Here is a 16,072-nt window from a genome sequence, read left to right as displayed (position 1 = left end):
ATAGCAAGAGGCGCGCTGCCAGCGGCAAGCGCGCTCACTCGACCAATAGCCGATATATCAGCGACTTCTTTACAAGGCAGCCATCCCGAGACATCTCAAGGCCGGCAGATACCCCACCAGCCCGAGCCGAACAGTCGGGATGAGCGCAATTCCCGCCATAAAAAAGACGCCTGTCCGTCGCGGAATACCGCGCCGAAGAGGCGTCAACGAGGGTTGCCGAGATCATGACCTCTGGCCGGAGTTCATGTACCTGACAAAAGACAACGGGTTTGGCCGGAGGCGGCAGGCCTCCGGCGGAAAGTCATATCAGCTCATATTGGAGTGGCGACCGGTCGAATCAGCATTCGATGGCGTTGACCGCGAGACCGCCCTTGGAGGTCTCCTTGTACTTTTCCTGCATGTCACGGCCGGTGTCGCGCATGGTGCGGATCGCCTTGTCCAGCGAGACGAAGTGATCGCCATCGCCACACATCGCCATCTGGGCGGCATTGATCGCCTTGACCGAGGCAATCGCATTGCGCTCGATGCAGGGAATCTGCACCAGGCCGCCGATCGGGTCACAGGTCAGCCCCAGATTGTGCTCGAGACCGATTTCCGCCGCGTTCTCGACCTGCTCCGGCGTCGCGCCCATCAGCTCGGCAAGCCCGGCGGCTGCCATGGCGCAGGCGGATCCCACCTCGCCCTGACAGCCGACTTCCGCGCCGGAGATGGAGGCGTTCTTCTTGCACAGAATGCCCACCGAGGCTGCCGTGAGCAGGAAATCGACCACGTCCTCCTCACGAGCATCATCCTGGAATTTCATGTAATAGCTGAGCACCGCCGGAATGATGCCGGCCGCGCCATTGGTCGGCGCCGTCACCATGCGACCACCGGCCGCGTTCTCCTCATTGACTGCCAGCGCGAACAGGTTGACCCAGTCCATCGCCGAGAAGGTCGAGGTGATGATCGACTTGCTGGATTCCACATCCAGCAGACGCGCATGCAGACGCTTGGCACGGCGCTTGACGTTGAGACCGCCGGGCAGCACGCCTTCGTGCGTCAGGCCGTTGTCGATGCACTCGTTCATCACTTCCCAGATGCGCCATAGCCCACGACGCACCTGAGTCTCGCTGCGCAGCGCACATTCGTTGGCCATCATCAGCTCGCTGATGCGCATCTTGTGCATGCGGCACAGCGCCAGCAGTTCATTGGCGGTGTTGAATTCATACGGCAGACGCAGGCTTTCATCTTCCAGCAGCGGGTCACGTGCGGCCTCGACTTCGTCGACCACGAAACCACCGCCCACCGAGTAATAGACATTGCGATAAAGCTCTTCGCGATGGCCGTAGGCGATCAGACGCATGGCATTGGGGTGATACGGCAGCGGCGCATCGTGCCACTGCATGTCACGTACCCACACGAAGGGCACCGCGATGCGGTTGTCGAGCAGCAGCGTCTGGGACTCCAGCAGCTCTTCGATGCAGGGGTCGATGATCGCAGGGTCGATCGTTTCCGGCAGCTCGCCCATCAGGCCGAGGATGGTCGCCTTGTCGGTGCCGTGGCCTACGCCGGTGGCAGACAGCGAACCATGCAATTGCACCTCGATGCGCGCCACGCGCTCCAGCTGATCACGTGAGCGCAGGGTCTCGACGAACTGCGCGGCAGCACGCATCGGGCCGACGGTGTGCGAGCTGGAGGGGCCGACACCGACCTTGAAGAGATCAAATACACTGATGGACATGACAACACCTCATCTCGGAAACTCGCCGCGCCTGAGCGCCTGCCAGTGGATGAGGCAATGATGATGGATAGGGACGGGACGCGACAAACCATAAAAATTGGCCGTGGGTTTAGCCTGACTAAACCCTATGCATCAAAAACGGCGTAAACTATGCTCTTCGCGCCACCTTGTGCCCTGATGCCTTTAGCTACCACCGCCATCTGCATCTGGCCATTGCGGCTTCTCCCTCACTATCTGGCTCCAGCGCTTGCATGAGACCCGCCCATGACGTCTTCCCTCGACAACACGCCTGGTACTGGCCCCACCGCGCCGCCGACGGTGACCGGCACACCCGCCACCACACCGAGCCTGCGCCACCTGAATGGTCAGACCCATGCCTGGCTGCAGGTATTCGCCTGCGCCGCGCGTCACGGCTCCTTCACGCGTGCGGCAGAAGAACTGCACGTCACCACCGGCGCGGTGAGCCAGCAGATCAAGCAGCTGGAAGAGCGGCTGGGCTTCAAGCTGTTTCTGCGTCGTTCACGTGGACTCGAGCTGACAGGGGAAGGCGCGCGGCTGGCGCGCGTGGTGGAGCAGTCCTATAGCGCGGTGGGACTGGAGGTCAAACGGCTGCGCAGCGGCTTGATGAGCGGTGTACTCAGATTGCGTTCGGTGCCGTCATTTCTCTCCAAATGGCTGGCGCCCCGGCTGCCTCGCCTGCAGGCGCGCTTTCCGGATATCGAGCTGCACGTGCGCGCCGAGGACAGTGACTCGCCGCTGCGCGAGGGCGACTTCGAGCTGGCGGTCGACCTCAACGACGGTCACTACCCGGGCATGCAGGTCACCGAACTGATGGAAGAGGAGATCTTCCCCGTCTGCCATCCCGGCCTGATGCGCGGACGCCCACCGCTGCGCAGCGCAGAGGACCTCGCCTGGTATCCGCTGCTGCATGACATCACCGCCTGGCGCGGCAGTCACGATCACGCCGAGTGGGAATTCTATCTGGCCAGCATCGGTGCGCCCGAGATCAACGTTCAGCGTGGCTATACCTTCAACCGCAACCACCTGTCGATGGAGGCTGCCATCGCCGGCATGGGGGTCGCGATGGCAAGGCGCACCCTGATCACCGACGAGCTGTCGCGCGGCACGCTGATCGCGCCCTTCGCGCAGCGAGTGCTGACCGGCAAGCGCTACGTCATCGTCCATCCCCACGGCACCCTGGATGACGGCCGAATCCAGGCCGTGCATGACTGGATCGTCGAGGAAGCCGAGCGTGATAGGTTACGTCAGAGCTGACAAACATTTCCGCTCGGCGCAACATCGATGCTGAAATGGAATCTCACAGTTTTCTTATCAGAATATTAACTGAGCACCTTTGCATCGTTATAATGAGCAGGCAAACGACACCCTCACCCTGACAGGCAGTCCATGGACTGTCCGGAGAGTCCCTTGTCTCGCCTGACTTCGCATACCCAGCACCATAACGCTGTCCCGCTCCCCATCAGCGCCGAACAACCGCTGTATGGGCGCAAGCCCACTTCGCTCTTCATGCAAGCCTGCCTGCGCCTGGCCATCTATGCGCCACTGGTAGCCGCGATGATGTCGCTGGTCATGCATGATGCCCACCACTTCGGTGATGTCGGCTTCAGCGAAGCCAGCTGGACAGAACACATGCAGAGCACTCTGCTGGCGTTGAGCGCAGCCACCATGTGGATGGTGCATTCGCGCCTGCCGGACCTGCGCACCATCAGCCTGCTGCTGTTCGGCTTGTTCGCGGCGTCCCTGATCCGGGAACAGGACGCCCTGCTCGACGGCATGATCGGCGATGGCAGCTGGCAGTTCCTGGTCAGTGTGGTCGCTATCCCGGTCATCATCGGCGTATGGCGCAACCGCAGCCGCTTCATTGCCGAGTTCGAGCACTTCGGGCGCAGCTTCGCGTTCGGCCTGTTCGGCGCCGGCTTCCTGGCGACCTACGTCTTCTCACGCCTCTATGGTCGCTCGGAATTCTGGAAAACCCTGATGGGGGACTCCTACCTGCGTTCGGTCAAGAATGCCGCCGAGGAAGTCACGGAACTGTTCGGCTACACCTTGATGGCCATCGCCGTGATCGAGATCGTGCTGCTGGCGATCCGCATGGGCCGCCAGCGCCGCGCCCTGCTGCGTGAGCTCAACGCCAACGACTGAGCCCGCCAGCAAAACCCTCTTGCCGAGCTGCGCGCATGACCTGTCGCATGGCCGTCACTTCGCCCTGCCCCATGAAATAACGCGAAGTGACGTGACAAGACATGAAGTACAGCGTGAAGCGAAAGAGACAGACCCGTGACTCCCAAAAGCCGCTGCTCACCTGAGCCGCGGCTTTTTTTCGTCTTTACCATCAACAGCCTCCGCTCTCGACAGGTCCCGCTGGGCAGCCGTCTCTCGATAGCCATTGCGCGAGGCGGTGACGGAAACGGCTGGACATCAAATGAGAATGATTATATTTTACTAAGCAGTGGATACAATTCAACTATCGCCACTGCCACAGGAAAGCACCGACAGGATCTTGACCGTGTCATGCCCTCATTCTCAAGGAGCCTCACATGCGCTGGTTCAGTAGCTACCGCTTGCACGGTCATAGTCTTGCCCCCAGTCTCCCGCAGCACAGCCTCATCATCAGCATGCGCTGGCCCAGCCGCTGGCGATTGACGCCCGGTGCCACCGTCGTGGTGGAACATCCCAGGCTCGGCCAGCTGGTCAAGCGCCTGCATCGCATCGACGACAACGGCCGCCTGTGGCTACGTGGCGAGCACCCCGACGGCTTGAGCAGCGAGCAGATGGGGCCGGTCTCCCGTCAGTGCATCAAGGGCCGTGTCGTCTTCAGCGTGGCGGCAACGCCCTCGTCTCACCAGTTGCGCCACGGCGCCTGATAGCCCCCAAGGCACATCACGCAGCTCTGGAACGACACAGTTCGAAGGTGACAACATCCATAAAGACAAGCCTGAAGGCGGCACAGCCCATAGAGAAAGACCCGTAACGTAAAGCCCGCAAACGACAACGCCCGCCTCCCATTCGCATGGGGGCGGGCGTTGTCTTGTCAGCGGGGCCAGCTGTCGAGGCGCGGCCTCGAGCGCTTCAGATCACTCTTCCATGAAGGAACGCAGTGACTCGGAGCGTGACGGGTGACGCAGCTTGCGCAGCGCCTTCGCTTCGATCTGACGGATACGCTCACGGGTGACATCGAACTGCTTGCCGACTTCCTCGAGGGTATGGTCGGTGTTCATGTCGATACCGAAGCGCATGCGCAGCACCTTGGCTTCACGTGCGGTCAGGCCGGACAGGATACCGCGGGTCGCTTCGATCAGACCTTCGCCTGTGGCGGAGTCGATCGGCGAGACCATGGTGCCATCCTCGATGAAGTCACCCAGGTGCGAATCATCATCGTCACCGATCGGCGTCTCCATGGAGATGGGCTCCTTGGCGATCTTGAGCACGCGACGCACCTTGTCTTCCGGCATCTCGAGACGCTCGCCCAACTCTTCCGGCGTCGGCTCGCGACCCATTTCCTGCAGCATCTGACGCGAGACACGGTTCAGCTTGTTGATGGTCTCGATCATGTGCACCGGAATACGGATGGTGCGTGCCTGGTCCGCGATGGAGCGAGTGATCGCCTGACGGATCCACCAGGTGGCGTAGGTCGAGAACTTGTAACCACGACGGTACTCGAACTTGTCCACGGCCTTCATCAGACCGATGTTGCCTTCCTGGATGAGATCCAGGAACTGCAGGCCACGGTTGGTGTACTTCTTGGCGATGGAGATGACCAGACGCAGGTTGGCCTCGACCATTTCCTTCTTGGCACGACGCGCCTTGGCTTCACCGATCGACAGGCGACGGTTCACTTCCTTCAGCTCGCTGACCGGCAGCTGGACCATGTCCTGCTCGAAGGCGATCTTGCGCTGGGCACGCAGCACGTCGGCACGGAACGGCTCGAGCTTGTCGGCGTACTTCTTACTACCACCGATGAAGCTGTCGAACCAGTCCATGTCGGACTCGTGGCCCGGGAAGGCCTTGATGAAGCTCTTGCGAGGCACCTTGCCGCGCTTGACGAATATCTGCAGGATGACCTTTTCCTGCTCGCGCACCTGTTCGACGGACACGCGGACCTGGCCGACCAGACGCTCGAAGTGCTTGGGCACCAGCTTGATCGGCGAGAACAGCTCGGCAAGACGGTCCTGCTCGGCTTTCGCCTCGGCAGAGCCGGAACCGTACTTCTCGATGGCGGCCTTGGTCGCCTCGTTCTGTTCACGGATCTGCTCGAAGCGGACGCGGGCCAGCTCGGGATCCGGGCCGCCTTCAGAGGCGGAATCGTCGTCTTCGTCTTCGTCGCCTTCGGACTCTTCACCCTCGGGAATCTCTTCGACTTCCTCGACTTCGACTTCGGCGACACCCGGCACGCCTTCGTCAGGGTCGATGAAACCGGAGAAGAGATCGGACAGACGTCCGCCGTCCTCGCCCAGAGTGCCGTCGTAGGCTTCCAGGATGGAGTCGACTGCCCCCGGCAAGAATGCCAGCGACGACATCACCTCACGCGTGCCCTCCTCGATCCGCTTGGCGATCTTGATTTCGCCTTCACGGGTCAGGAGTTCCACGGTGCCCATCTCACGCATGTACATGCGGACGGGGTCGGTGGTGCGTCCCACATCGCTTTCCACCGCGGCGAGGGCGGCAACGGCCTCTTCGGCGGCAGACTCGTCAGTGGAGGAATCAGACATCATCAAGGTATCGGCATCGGGCGCTTCTTCCGCGACCTTGATGCCCATATCGTTGATCATGCTGATGATGTCTTCCACCTGTTCGGGATCAGCGATATCCTCGGGCAGGTGATCGTTGACCTCGGCATAGGTCAGGTAACCCTGTTCCTTGCCGCGCGCGATCAACTCCTTGAGACGCGACTGCTGCTGCGCATTACCAGCCATAGAACCCCTATCTCGACGAAGAAGAATGAAGCACCTGGACGCGACGCGGCTCAGCGAGTGAGCATGGCGCCGGTATAGGGACGAAGAGAGCATCAAGCGCACCAGTATAGCGTGCCATCGGGAGATGCTGCCAGCGGCGTATTTGCCGGACCATCCAGGTGTGTTAGCGTTATCGGTTACGTTGCGGCAGTCCGCATCGGGAGCTACCTCATTAAATAGTGGGCATGAGTGCGTCTTTCAAGGCCATGGGGCGTATTTTCCTGCGCCATCACCTCAGCACTCACGGCATTTCCACCATTGTCGGCCTTCCTGGCACCAAGACTGCGTCAGCGCCGTGTTGCCAGCTCCATCAGCAGGGCCATCAGCCGCTGCTTCTCTTCTGCCGACAACTTCTCGCCACGCTTTTCCTTGGCCAGCAGGGCCTGATATTCCGCTTCCGGCGTGGTGCGCGCCTGCTGATGCTGGCAATGCTCCACCAGCCCCTTCAGCTCTTCGCTGCGCACGTCACGCGGAATCAGCAATTCGCGGGCTGCCAGCTGCTCAAGTCTCGGCCCCTGCGCGGTACCGAGGAAGTGCGCCAACAGCACCTGAGGCGAACGATATTGCCCTGCCTTCAGGAGACGCACCACATCGTTCAACAGCTGTGCATCCTCGCTGTCGGCCGGCTCGCCCGCCCCCTCTATCCACTCATTGGAGTCAGGCAGCTCGGCGACCAGCTGCGGCTCGTGCACCAGAAGATGCAAGAGGCGCGTCAGCATGCTGACCGAGGTGCGCTTCTGAGACCTGGCCGGCGTCGCGCGCGAAGCTTGAGCACCCTGGCCCGCAGACATCTCGTTGTGCGACTGCCAGTCATCCGACAGCCAGCCATCGGGCTCGCTGTCGCCGAAGCCGGCATCTGCCATCGCCTCCAGCGACGACCACTCGTCCTGCGCGTCACCCAGCGTCGCGCCGTCCTGAGGACCGGCAGCAGGCGCTGAGCGCGGCGCCGAGCGTGTCGCGCCGGGCTGACGTTGTTGCTGTTGCAAATGCTGCGGTTGCTGACGTAGTTGCTGATGCTGTCGGAGACGTGCCTGCTGGGCTTCACGCGCCGCGGCGCGCTCCACCAGCATGGCATTCAGCCGCTCACGCTCCAGACCACTGCGTCGTTCCAGCTCCTTGAGCAGCAGCGAGCGCAGCACCCCTTCGGGCACGCGCGAGATCCACTCCAGCGCCTGGGTCACGAACCGCTCGAGCTGCTCCATACGCTTGAGGTCACGCCCTTCCGCGGCCTGCTCGAACAGGAACTCGGAGAGCCCGGAGGCGCAGGTGACACGCTTCTCGAACGCCTCCTGCCCCTCGCTGCGCACCAGGGAGTCCGGGTCCTCGCCTTCCGGCAGGAACAGGAAGCGCGCCTGACGGCCATCGATCATGACCTCGAGCACGGTTTCCAGCGCGCGCCGCGCCGCCTGCCGACCTGCCTTGTCGCCGTCGAAGCAGAACACCACCTCATCGACCAGGCGATAGAGGCGCTTGAGGTGCTCCTCACTGGTCGCGGTGCCCAGGGTCGCGCAGGCATTGCGAATGCCGTACTGCGCCAGCGCCACCACGTCCATGTAGCCTTCGACGATCAGCATGCGTTCCAGCTTGCGATTCGCCTCACGGGCTTCAAACAGCCCGTAGAGCTCGCGCCCCTTATGGAAGACGGGAGTCTCGGGAGAATTCAGGTATTTGGGCTTGGCATCGCCCATCACGCGACCGCCGAAGGCGATGGTGCGGCCTTTCCAGTCACGGATCGGGAACATCACGCGATCACGGAAGCGGTCATAGCGGCGGCCGCTTTCCTCGTGATGGATCAGCAGACCGTATTCAATCTGCACATCCTCGCTGACACCCAGCTTGCTCAGGTGATGCTTGAGGTGCTCCCAGCCTTCCGGCGCGAAGCCGATGCCGAAGTCACGCATGACCTCGCGCGACAGTCCACGCCCTTCCAGATACTCACGTGCCGGCTGCGCGGCCGGCTCCGTCAGGCGCTGACGATAGAAGTCCGCGGCCGCCTCGAGCAGATTGACGCCCTCTTCGCGGGCCTGCTCGCGACGCTGACGCTCACGGCGCTCGTGCGGACTCTGGTTGCCGCCTTCGCGCGGCACTTCAAGTGCCAGCCGCGAGGCCAGCTGCTCCACGGCCTCGGGGAACGGCAAGCGATCGAACTCCATGAGGAACTTGAGCGCACTGCCGCTCGCCCCGCACCCGAAGCAGTGATAGAACTGCTTGTCCGGGATGACATTGAACGAGGGAGAGTTTTCCTGATGGAACGGGCAGAGGCCGACATAGCTCTTGCCGGCCTTCTTCAGCTGGACGCGCTCACCCACCACCTCGACCACGTCGGTGCGGGCCAGCAGATCGTCAATGAAGCCTTGAGGGATGAGACCAGCCATGATTCGCCAGAAGTCGTGGAAAAACGGACTGACCGCAAGATAGTGTCGGCTCAGCTGAGTGAGCGGCTACCTTCGGGTCAGGCCATTCCTCGAGTTAGCGACATGCGCCAGGCAACGGCACACGGTTCGAGAACAAACGGACAACTAGAGACAAAAACAAGCGGCCACCGTGAGGCAGCCGCTTGGTGTCCTTCCAGAGAGCAGAATATCACTCCCCAAAAGTACGGATCAGTAGAGACGCTCGAAACGCTTGCGCTCACGCTGAACCTTCTTGGCGTGGCGCTTTACAGCGGCCGCCTGCTGACGCTTGCGAACAGCTGTCGGCTTCTCGTAGTGCTCACGACGACGCACTTCGGAAAGAACACCGGCTTTTTCGCAGGAGCGCTTGAAACGGCGCAGGGCGACGTCGAACGGCTCGTTGTCACGTACTTTAACTGAAGGCATTAAACACTCACCTACCTTGAGATCATGAGTTCGGTTTGAACGCACATCCGGTGCAGCCACTCCTCAGGAGCCACCAGCCAGTGACGGTAAACCGCCACCTGCAGGTCGATCCAGCATCAATCAGTCGCCTGCGACACCACCGGTGAGGGTAGCCGTCGCTGGCTGGAATCATGATTCGGGGAGCTTTTGCGGGGTGGTCGGATGCACGACCCAGTCTTGCAGAGTGCCATATTCTAGACACCCGCCCCCGGCTTTGCAAACGCGGAAACCGGAAATCCTCTCTCCCTCTACGCCAGCTGGCGCGACACCCGTGCTCACAGCCAGTAGAATGTCGCGCATTCACGGCACACACGCCTCTCGGGCTCGCTCAGGCAGCCTCGCTGGCCGTGCCGCCCTCTACTTCTGATACTTCCTGAGAGTCAGCCATGCGTGTGCTCGGCATCGAGACTTCCTGCGACGAGACCGGCGTCGCCATCTACGACACGGACCAGGGCCTGCTTGCAGATGCCCTCTACAGCCAGATCGCCATGCACGCCGAGTTCGGCGGCGTGGTGCCGGAACTGGCGTCGCGTGATCACACTCGCAAGCTGCTGCCGCTGATCCAGCAGGTGATAGATGAGGCGCAGCTGCAGGCCGCTGACATCGATGCCATCACCTATACCGCAGGCCCCGGCCTGGTCGGCGCGCTGATGGTCGGCGCATCCACCGCACATGGGCTCGCCAAGGCATGGAAAGTGCCGGTGCTCGGCGTCCACCACATGGAAGGCCACCTGCTGGCGCCGATGCTGGAAGACGATGCGCCCGAATTCCCCTTCGTGGCGCTGCTGGTCTCCGGCGGACACACCCAGCTGGTCGCGGTGCACGGACTGGGCGAATACGAGCTGCTCGGCGAGTCCGTGGATGACGCGGCTGGCGAAGCCTTCGACAAGGCCGCCAAGATGCTGGAACTGCCCTACCCCGGCGGCCCGCAGGTCGCGAAGCTGGCCGAACAGGGCGACCCCACACGCTATCGCTTCCCACGCCCGATGACGGACCGCCCGGGCCTCGACTTCAGCTTCTCCGGCCTCAAGACCCACACCATGGTCACGCTCAAGAAGGCCAAGGCCGCGGATGACCTGGATGAGCAGCACTGCGCCGATATCGCGCGCGCCTTCGAGGAAGCCGTGGTCGACACCCTGGTCATCAAGTGTCGTCGCGCACTGGACCAGACCGGCCTCAAGCGTCTGGTCGTCGCCGGCGGCGTGAGTGCCAACACCCGCCTGCGCGAACGCCTGAGCCATGAGCTAACCAAGCGCAACGCCCGCGCCTACTACCCGCGCGGCCGCTTCTGCACCGACAACGGCGCGATGATCGCCTACGTGGGCGCGCAGCGCCTGAATGCCGGCGAGCAGGACACCGGCCCGATGAAGGCCGTGCCGCGCTGGCCGCTGGACAGTCTGACGGCCCCGAGCACAGCGCAGGACTGAGGCTCAGCCCTGCCAGGCGCCAGTGCCCTGCCAGACGCCAGTGCCCTGCGAGACAACAACGCCCTGCCGATGAGAATCGGCAGGGCGTTGTTGTTGAGGGGCCAGTCATGTTCATCGCCGGACACCGGCAACGTGGTGCCTGATGGTGTCAGACCGTGGCATCAGCGCGAGAGATCATGCGGCAACGCCAGCTGAAGTCCACCGGCCACAACGGCTGCTGTTCGGCGCGCCCGGCGGCCACGAAGGCCTTCCACAGCGAAGCGTAATCCTCGCCGGTGACGGGGTGGCGCTCTTCGCCGAACGACTCGGCCAGCGGCAGCAGCACGAAGGCATTGCGATCGACCTCATCGCGCGGCAGCATCACGCCATCGACCTCCCCGGTCAGGGTACCGACGGTCAGCAGGTCCAGATCCAGGGTGCGCGGACTGAACTTGGCGCTGTTCTTGAGGCGACCGTTGGCCAACTCGAGCTGCTTGCACCAGGCCTGCAATTCGCCGACGCTCCAGTCGCTCTCGAAACCCGCGACCAGATTGAGGAAGTTGCGCCCGTCGACGAAGCCCACCGGTTCGCTCTCGTAGACGGAGGACAGCGTCAAATTGCCGAAGGTCGCTTGCAGCGCATCCAGGCAGACCCGCACATGATGCTCACGCTCGATATTGCTACCGATGGAGATCAGTACCAGACTCATGCCGGCGCATCCGAGGCGGCATCGAGGCTACCGCGCACGATACGCACGCCAACGGCGGCGGCTTCCGGCACGGCGCCCGGCTTGCGCACCGTCATGGTCAGCCAGGGGATGCCGAATTCTTCACGCAGCAGGGCCGCCAGGCGTTCGGCGAAGGTTTCCACCAGCTCGAAGCGGCTATCTTCGGCGAAGGTCTGGATTCGCGCGCTGATGGCGGCATAGTCCAGGGTGTGCGTCAGGTCATCGTCGGCAGCTGCGGCACGAATATCCGTGGCCATTTCCAGATCCATCACCAGACGCTGGCGAATGGTACGCTCCCAGTCATAGACACCAATCACGGTTTCCACGACCAGAGCCTCGATCAGCACACGATCCACGGCGTTACCTCTATGCTTGTCGAATGAACGAATAAAAACGACGCCCAAGGCCCCGCCATCATGCGACTGATTCTACTGCACCCGGCCCCTGCTTGGCCAAGCCGCCTGCCCCTCTCTCCCTGCCTGTGTGCGACACCTAGGACACTCAGCGAGTCGGTATCATGTTGACGGGCCTGATCGAGTGGGGCGCGCAACTGTCCACCTGGCAACAGTTGAGCCTGCTGATCGCCGTGGCCTATGCCAGCGGCTCGGTGCTGGGCGCGGTGTGGATCTGTCAGCGACTGGGGCTGCCCGACCCACGCCTGGCGGGCTCCTTCAATCCGGGCTTCTCCAATGTGCTGCGGCTGCATGGCGCACTGCCCGCCGCCCTGGTGCTGGTATTCGATGCCGCCAAGGGCATGCCGGCACTCTGGCTGGGGCTGGCGCTCTCGCTGCCGCCCTGGGCTCTGGGATTGATCGGGCTGGCCGTGCTGATCGGCCACAGCCTGCCGCTGTGGCACCGTGGCCATCGCGGTGGCAAGGCAGTGGCCGCCGCCTTTGGCGTGCTGCTGATGCTGGCGCCAGGCGTCGCCTTGAGCTGCGCCGCATTATGGGTCGGGTTGGCATGGCGACTGCGCACGGCAGCCATCGCCTCACTGGTGGCCGGACTGGCGGCACCCCTGTTCAGCCTGTGGCTGGCGCCGCAGATGAGCGGCGTGATTCTGGTCTTCGCCAGCCTGATCGTGATTCGTCATGCACTGAATCTGCGCCGTCTGAGCGATGGCAGCGAGCCGCGCCTGTAAGCATGCTTTGCTCACACGCAGCGCACTGCTCATGAAAAACACGCTCTGCTCAAACGCACACTCCGCCTCACAAAAGCCCCCTTCCTGCGGTCAGGACGCAAAAGCCCCGGCGCAGGGCCGGGGCTTTCGGGGTCATATGCTCAGGTCAGGTGCACAGATCAGGTGCTCAGCAGCAGGCAGGTGATCAGTGACTGTTTCCGCAGCCGCAATGAGGCGCGTGCACTTCCGGCATGGCCCGCCATTCGCTCAGCGCCTGCTCGATGGCCTGCTGGCGCTGCTCACTGAGCGCACGCCCGATCTCCGCCCCTTTCAGACCCTGTTCGACCAGAGATTGCGGCGACACCGCCGTCGCGGCTTGCCAGACGGCATTGCCCAACCGTGCCAACCCCTTGTCCTCGACGGCCAGCAGGGCCACCAGCACCGACTGGCGCTCACCACGCCGCCAGGCATCGACACCATCCAGCCAGGCCTTGAGATCGGCTGCGCTCACGCCACCTTCCCGCCGCGAGGCCTCGTTCAATTCCCGGCACAGACGTGCCTGCTGGGCGGCGTCACGCACGGCGCTGGGCAGGCGCAGGTCCTGCGCCAGGGCATCGATCTCGTCGCGTGACAGGTGCTCCACCAGGCGCGCCATGCGCCAGCAGACCATCTCCGCCTCATCGACCAGCTGACGCGGCAGGCGATCCAGACGCGCCAGCGCCGCTGTGAGCTGGTCGGCATCGCGGGTCAGTGGCGGCATCAGCACCGCCAGCGCTCCCAGCTCATCAAGCAGCTGGAAATAGGCCTCGGGACTGGCCTCGCCCAACGCCTTCTCGGTCTCCTTCCAGACCCGCTCGGCCACCAGATGCGAGACCTCGCCGCTCTCGACCATGGCCACCATCATCTCCCGCGTCTCATCCGCGACCGTGAAGCCGAGCCCCTGATAGCGCGCCAGAAAGCGTGCCACGCGCAATACGCGCAGCGGGTCTTCGCTGAAGGCACTCGAGACATGACGCAACATACGCGCCTCGAGATCCGCCAGGCCACCATAGGGATCTATCACCTCGCCCTGACCCGGCGTGCTGTCGAGCGGTTCGGCCATGGCATTGATGGTCAGGTCGCGACGAATGAGGTCGTCCTCCAGCGTCACATCGGGGCTGGCATGCACGCTGAAGCCGACATACCCGTGGCCGGACTTGCGCTCGGTACGCGCCAGCGCGTATTCCTCCTGGGTCTGCGGATGCAGGAAGACCGGGAAGTCCCGCCCGACCGGCCGAAACCCCCGCGCCTGCATATCTTCCACCGTCGCGCCCACCACCACGAAGTCGCACTCGTACCACGGCCAACCCAGGCGCGCATCACGCACCGCGCCGCCCACGCGATAGACCTCAAGCCCGCTCAACAGGCGGTCACGCGAATCGGTCAGTGAAGAAGGCGTCGTCTGAGTCATGCGAATGTCCTTGCCCTGCGGCACGAGATACAAAGCTGAATGAGGAAAGCGAGGAAAAACGACCAGTGATGGCAGTCACGTGCAGGCGGCGTCAGCTACCGCTCTCGACGTCATCACCATGCGTCAATTGGTACTGGGTAAAGCCACCATCGAGGGAATAGACCTTTTCGAAGCCCTGCCCCGCCAGCCAGGCGGCCGCCTGCTGACTGGAATGGCCGTGATAGCAGACCACCACCAGCGGCTTGTCGCGCGGGGTGTCTTCCAGAATGGCACCGGCACTGGCGTTGTCCAGATGACGGCTGCCCGGGATACGCCCCTGCGTGAAGCTGAGCGGATCGCGAATATCGAGTACCACGAGCGACGGGTCGCGTTGGCGCCAGTCACTGAGGGTTGCGAGATCAAGATGTTCGAAACTCATGCGGACTCCGCTTGTTGAGTAAGGGGAAAGGCATTCGCCAGCGACGGCAGACCTGCTGTCACTGGCGATGCGAGGTCGCTCAGCGCGAGGACAGCGCCGGCTCGAAGACGCGCTCTTCCGTCTCGAGATTGAGCGCCGTCAGGCCACCGCCCCACACGCAGCCGGTGTCCAGCGCCTCGACATCCTGGCGCGCCGCCGGCGTCTCGCCTTCCAGAGCAGCCCAGTGACCGAACAGCAGGCGCGGCGAATCATCCCAGGCCCCTTCGGGACGCGGGTACTGGAACCAGGGGCGACATCCCTCCGGCGCGCTGTCCAGCCCTTCCTTGGCCGCGAAATCCAGTCGACCATCACTGTGCAGAAAGCGCATGCGCGTGAAGACATTGACGATGCAGCGCAGGCGCGGCGTGCCTTCGAGATCCTCCTGCCAGCGGTCCGGCGTATTGCCGTACATCTCGCCAAGAAAGCCTCGATAGTCGTCGCCCGCCAGCACGGCGTGCGCTTCGCGGGCATAACCGGCCGCCTGGTCCAGCGTCCAGCTCGGCAACACGCCAGCATGGCTCATTACCGTGCGACGATTGCCGACCAGCGCATCCACCATCAGCGGCTGACGACGCAGCCAGTCCAGCAGTTCCTCACGGTCCGGCGCCTCGAGAATCGGCCTCAGCGTATCGGAGCGCTTGTGACGGCTGAAGCCTTCGGCCACCGCCAGCAGGTGGAGGTCATGGTTGCCCAGCACCACCCGCGCATCATCGCCCAGCGACTTGACCAGACGCAGGCACTCCAGCGAACCCGGCCCGCGATTGACCAGGTCCCCCGCCAGCCACAGCACATCGCGCCCCGGAGTGAAATCGAGGCGCTGCAACAGAAGTTCGAACTCTTGATGGCAGCCCTGCAAATCGCCAATCGCCCACTGCGTCATGCCAACTCCCTGGCCGCCGAGGCGGCCTGACTTGCTGTCTTGAATACGAAATGCTGCATCACGCGGCCACCCTAGTGAACCTGATGCGGACCGGCGAGACGGAACGGTGCGATGGCGACCTCGAAGGTGCGCGCATGGGTCGCGTCACAGAAGGTATAGGCCCCCTGCATCACACCGACCGGCATGTCGAGCACGGCGCGTGAGGTATAGCGGAAGCTCTCGCCGGGCGCGATCAGTGGCTGCTTGCCGACCACGCCCTTGCCACGCACTTCCTGCTCATCGCCGCTGCCCTGGGTGATCTTCCAGTAGCGCGCCAGCAGCTGCACGGTCTCATCCGTTCCGTTGTGCACGGTGATGGTGTAGCGGAACACGTGTCGGTTCTCGCTCGGACGACTCTCGTCGGCGCAGTACTCGGGTACGGCGTCGATACGGATGTCCGCCACGCTACTCATGCGTCGTGGTCGCTGGCGTTGCGGGCGTCGCC

15 protein-coding genes are annotated in these 16,072 nt (G+C 63.2%); 5 read left to right on the top strand and 10 right to left on the bottom strand.

All coding sequences use genetic code 11. From position 1 onward, the window contains the following. Positions 1–337: 337 nt before the first annotated feature. Complete coding sequence (locus MKZ40_RS12860) at positions 338–1,720, bottom strand: L-serine ammonia-lyase (RefSeq protein WP_175089589.1); 1,383 nt, start codon at positions 1,718–1,720, stop codon at positions 338–340. 264 nt (positions 1,721–1,984) lie between these two features. Here MKZ40_RS12860 and MKZ40_RS12855 point away from each other — a divergent pair, with 264 nt between their 5' ends. The 3 genes from MKZ40_RS12855 to MKZ40_RS12845 all read left to right on the top strand — a co-directional run bounded on the left by MKZ40_RS12855 (position 1,985) and on the right by MKZ40_RS12845 (position 4,605). Next, positions 1,985–2,995: a LysR substrate-binding domain-containing protein gene (locus MKZ40_RS12855; RefSeq protein WP_175089590.1), complete on the top strand. Its 1,011-nt coding sequence runs from the start codon at positions 1,985–1,987 to the stop codon at positions 2,993–2,995. 153 nt (positions 2,996–3,148) lie between these two features. Continuing rightward, positions 3,149–3,883, top strand: coding sequence for a hypothetical protein (locus MKZ40_RS12850; protein WP_175089591.1), 735 nt, complete (start codon positions 3,149–3,151; stop codon positions 3,881–3,883). A 395-nt stretch (positions 3,884–4,278) separates the two neighbouring features. Beyond that, positions 4,279–4,605 carry a hypothetical protein gene (locus MKZ40_RS12845; protein WP_054557224.1) on the top strand — a complete coding sequence of 109 codons (327 nt, stop codon included), beginning with the start codon at positions 4,279–4,281 and terminating at the stop codon, positions 4,603–4,605. A gap of 210 nt (positions 4,606–4,815) precedes the next feature. On the opposite strand, the gene rpoD is transcribed toward MKZ40_RS12845, so the two are convergent. The 3 genes from rpoD to rpsU all read right to left on the bottom strand — a co-directional run bounded on the left by rpoD (position 4,816) and on the right by rpsU (position 9,512). Then, positions 4,816–6,654, bottom strand: coding sequence for an RNA polymerase sigma factor RpoD (rpoD, locus tag MKZ40_RS12840; RefSeq protein WP_043334650.1), 1,839 nt, complete (start codon positions 6,652–6,654; stop codon positions 4,816–4,818). Positions 6,655–6,980: 326 nt separating this feature from the next. After that, positions 6,981–9,068, bottom strand: coding sequence for a DNA primase (gene dnaG, locus MKZ40_RS12835; RefSeq protein WP_175089592.1), 2,088 nt, complete (start codon positions 9,066–9,068; stop codon positions 6,981–6,983). Positions 9,069–9,296: 228 nt separating this feature from the next. Then, positions 9,297–9,512: a 30S ribosomal protein S21 gene (rpsU, locus tag MKZ40_RS12830; RefSeq protein WP_024951433.1), complete on the bottom strand. Its 216-nt coding sequence runs from the start codon at positions 9,510–9,512 to the stop codon at positions 9,297–9,299. 425 nt (positions 9,513–9,937) lie between these two features. On the opposite strand from rpsU, the gene tsaD reads away from it, so the two are divergent. After that, positions 9,938–10,978 carry a tRNA (adenosine(37)-N6)-threonylcarbamoyltransferase complex transferase subunit TsaD gene (gene tsaD / locus MKZ40_RS12825; protein WP_175089593.1) on the top strand — a complete coding sequence of 347 codons (1,041 nt, stop codon included), beginning with the start codon at positions 9,938–9,940 and terminating at the stop codon, positions 10,976–10,978. Between the two features lie 148 nt (positions 10,979–11,126). Here tsaD and folK read toward each other — a convergent pair whose 3' ends face one another. Both folK and folB read right to left on the bottom strand, forming a co-directional pair. Continuing rightward, positions 11,127–11,666, bottom strand: coding sequence for a 2-amino-4-hydroxy-6-hydroxymethyldihydropteridine diphosphokinase (folK, locus tag MKZ40_RS12820; RefSeq protein WP_175089594.1), 540 nt, complete (start codon positions 11,664–11,666; stop codon positions 11,127–11,129). Next, on the bottom strand, positions 11,663–12,040 hold the full coding sequence (gene folB / locus MKZ40_RS12815; protein ID WP_175089595.1) for a dihydroneopterin aldolase: 378 nt from the start codon (positions 12,038–12,040) through the stop codon (positions 11,663–11,665). The genes folK and folB overlap by 4 nt, the downstream gene beginning before the upstream one ends. Positions 12,041–12,201: 161 nt before the next feature. Between folB and MKZ40_RS12810 the strand changes: the two genes are divergently transcribed. Next, positions 12,202–12,822, top strand: coding sequence for a glycerol-3-phosphate acyltransferase (locus tag MKZ40_RS12810; protein ID WP_175089596.1), 621 nt, complete (start codon positions 12,202–12,204; stop codon positions 12,820–12,822). A gap of 184 nt (positions 12,823–13,006) precedes the next feature. Here the strand turns inward: MKZ40_RS12810 and MKZ40_RS12805 are convergent, their stop codons facing one another. The 4 genes from MKZ40_RS12805 to apaG form a co-directional block, all read right to left on the bottom strand. Further along, the gene (locus MKZ40_RS12805) at positions 13,007–14,251 is read right to left on the bottom strand and encodes a polynucleotide adenylyltransferase (protein WP_175089597.1); all 1,245 of its coding nucleotides are present in this window, start codon (positions 14,249–14,251) and stop codon (positions 13,007–13,009) included. A 91-nt stretch (positions 14,252–14,342) separates the two neighbouring features. Continuing rightward, positions 14,343–14,669 carry a thiosulfate sulfurtransferase GlpE gene (gene glpE / locus MKZ40_RS12800; protein WP_054557228.1) on the bottom strand — a complete coding sequence of 109 codons (327 nt, stop codon included), beginning with the start codon at positions 14,667–14,669 and terminating at the stop codon, positions 14,343–14,345. A 79-nt stretch (positions 14,670–14,748) separates the two neighbouring features. Then, complete coding sequence (locus MKZ40_RS12795; protein WP_175089598.1) at positions 14,749–15,588, bottom strand: symmetrical bis(5'-nucleosyl)-tetraphosphatase; 840 nt, start codon at positions 15,586–15,588, stop codon at positions 14,749–14,751. Between the two features lie 71 nt (positions 15,589–15,659). Then, a complete protein-coding gene (apaG, locus tag MKZ40_RS12790; RefSeq protein ID WP_043334633.1) occupies positions 15,660–16,040 on the bottom strand; it encodes a Co2+/Mg2+ efflux protein ApaG in 381 nt (126 codons plus the stop codon). Positions 16,041–16,072: the final 32 nt, after the last annotated feature.

The organism is Cobetia sp. BMC6 (assembly GCF_029991385.1).
Classification (GTDB): Bacteria; Pseudomonadota; Gammaproteobacteria; order Pseudomonadales; family Halomonadaceae; genus Cobetia.
Note: the sequence above shows the minus strand (reverse complement) of the source record. Positions and strands in the feature narration are given on the sequence as shown.

Excerpts from the sequence above, each read along its gene's own strand:
- dnaG (WP_175089592.1), bottom strand. The coding sequence starts at position 9,068 with ATGGCTGGTCTCATCCCTCAAGGCTTCATTGACGATCTGCTGGCCCGC.
- folK (WP_175089594.1), bottom strand. The coding sequence starts at position 11,666 with ATGAGTCTGGTACTGATCTCCATCGGTAGCAATATCGAGCGTGAGCAT.
- MKZ40_RS12855 (WP_175089590.1), top strand. The coding sequence starts at position 1,985 with ATGACGTCTTCCCTCGACAACACGCCTGGTACTGGCCCCACCGCGCCG.
- rpoD (WP_043334650.1), bottom strand. The coding sequence starts at position 6,654 with ATGGCTGGTAATGCGCAGCAGCAGTCGCGTCTCAAGGAGTTGATCGCG.
- MKZ40_RS12810 (WP_175089596.1), top strand. The coding sequence starts at position 12,202 with ATGTTGACGGGCCTGATCGAGTGGGGCGCGCAACTGTCCACCTGGCAA.
- rpsU (WP_024951433.1), bottom strand. The coding sequence starts at position 9,512 with ATGCCTTCAGTTAAAGTACGTGACAACGAGCCGTTCGACGTCGCCCTG.
- MKZ40_RS12805 (WP_175089597.1), bottom strand. The coding sequence starts at position 14,251 with ATGACTCAGACGACGCCTTCTTCACTGACCGATTCGCGTGACCGCCTG.
- MKZ40_RS12860 (WP_175089589.1), bottom strand. The coding sequence starts at position 1,720 with ATGTCCATCAGTGTATTTGATCTCTTCAAGGTCGGTGTCGGCCCCTCC.
- tsaD (WP_175089593.1), top strand. The coding sequence starts at position 9,938 with ATGCGTGTGCTCGGCATCGAGACTTCCTGCGACGAGACCGGCGTCGCC.
- MKZ40_RS12845 (WP_054557224.1), top strand. The coding sequence starts at position 4,279 with ATGCGCTGGTTCAGTAGCTACCGCTTGCACGGTCATAGTCTTGCCCCC.
- MKZ40_RS12795 (WP_175089598.1), bottom strand. The coding sequence starts at position 15,588 with ATGACGCAGTGGGCGATTGGCGATTTGCAGGGCTGCCATCAAGAGTTC.
- apaG (WP_043334633.1), bottom strand. The coding sequence starts at position 16,040 with ATGAGTAGCGTGGCGGACATCCGTATCGACGCCGTACCCGAGTACTGC.
- glpE (WP_054557228.1), bottom strand. The coding sequence starts at position 14,669 with ATGAGTTTCGAACATCTTGATCTCGCAACCCTCAGTGACTGGCGCCAA.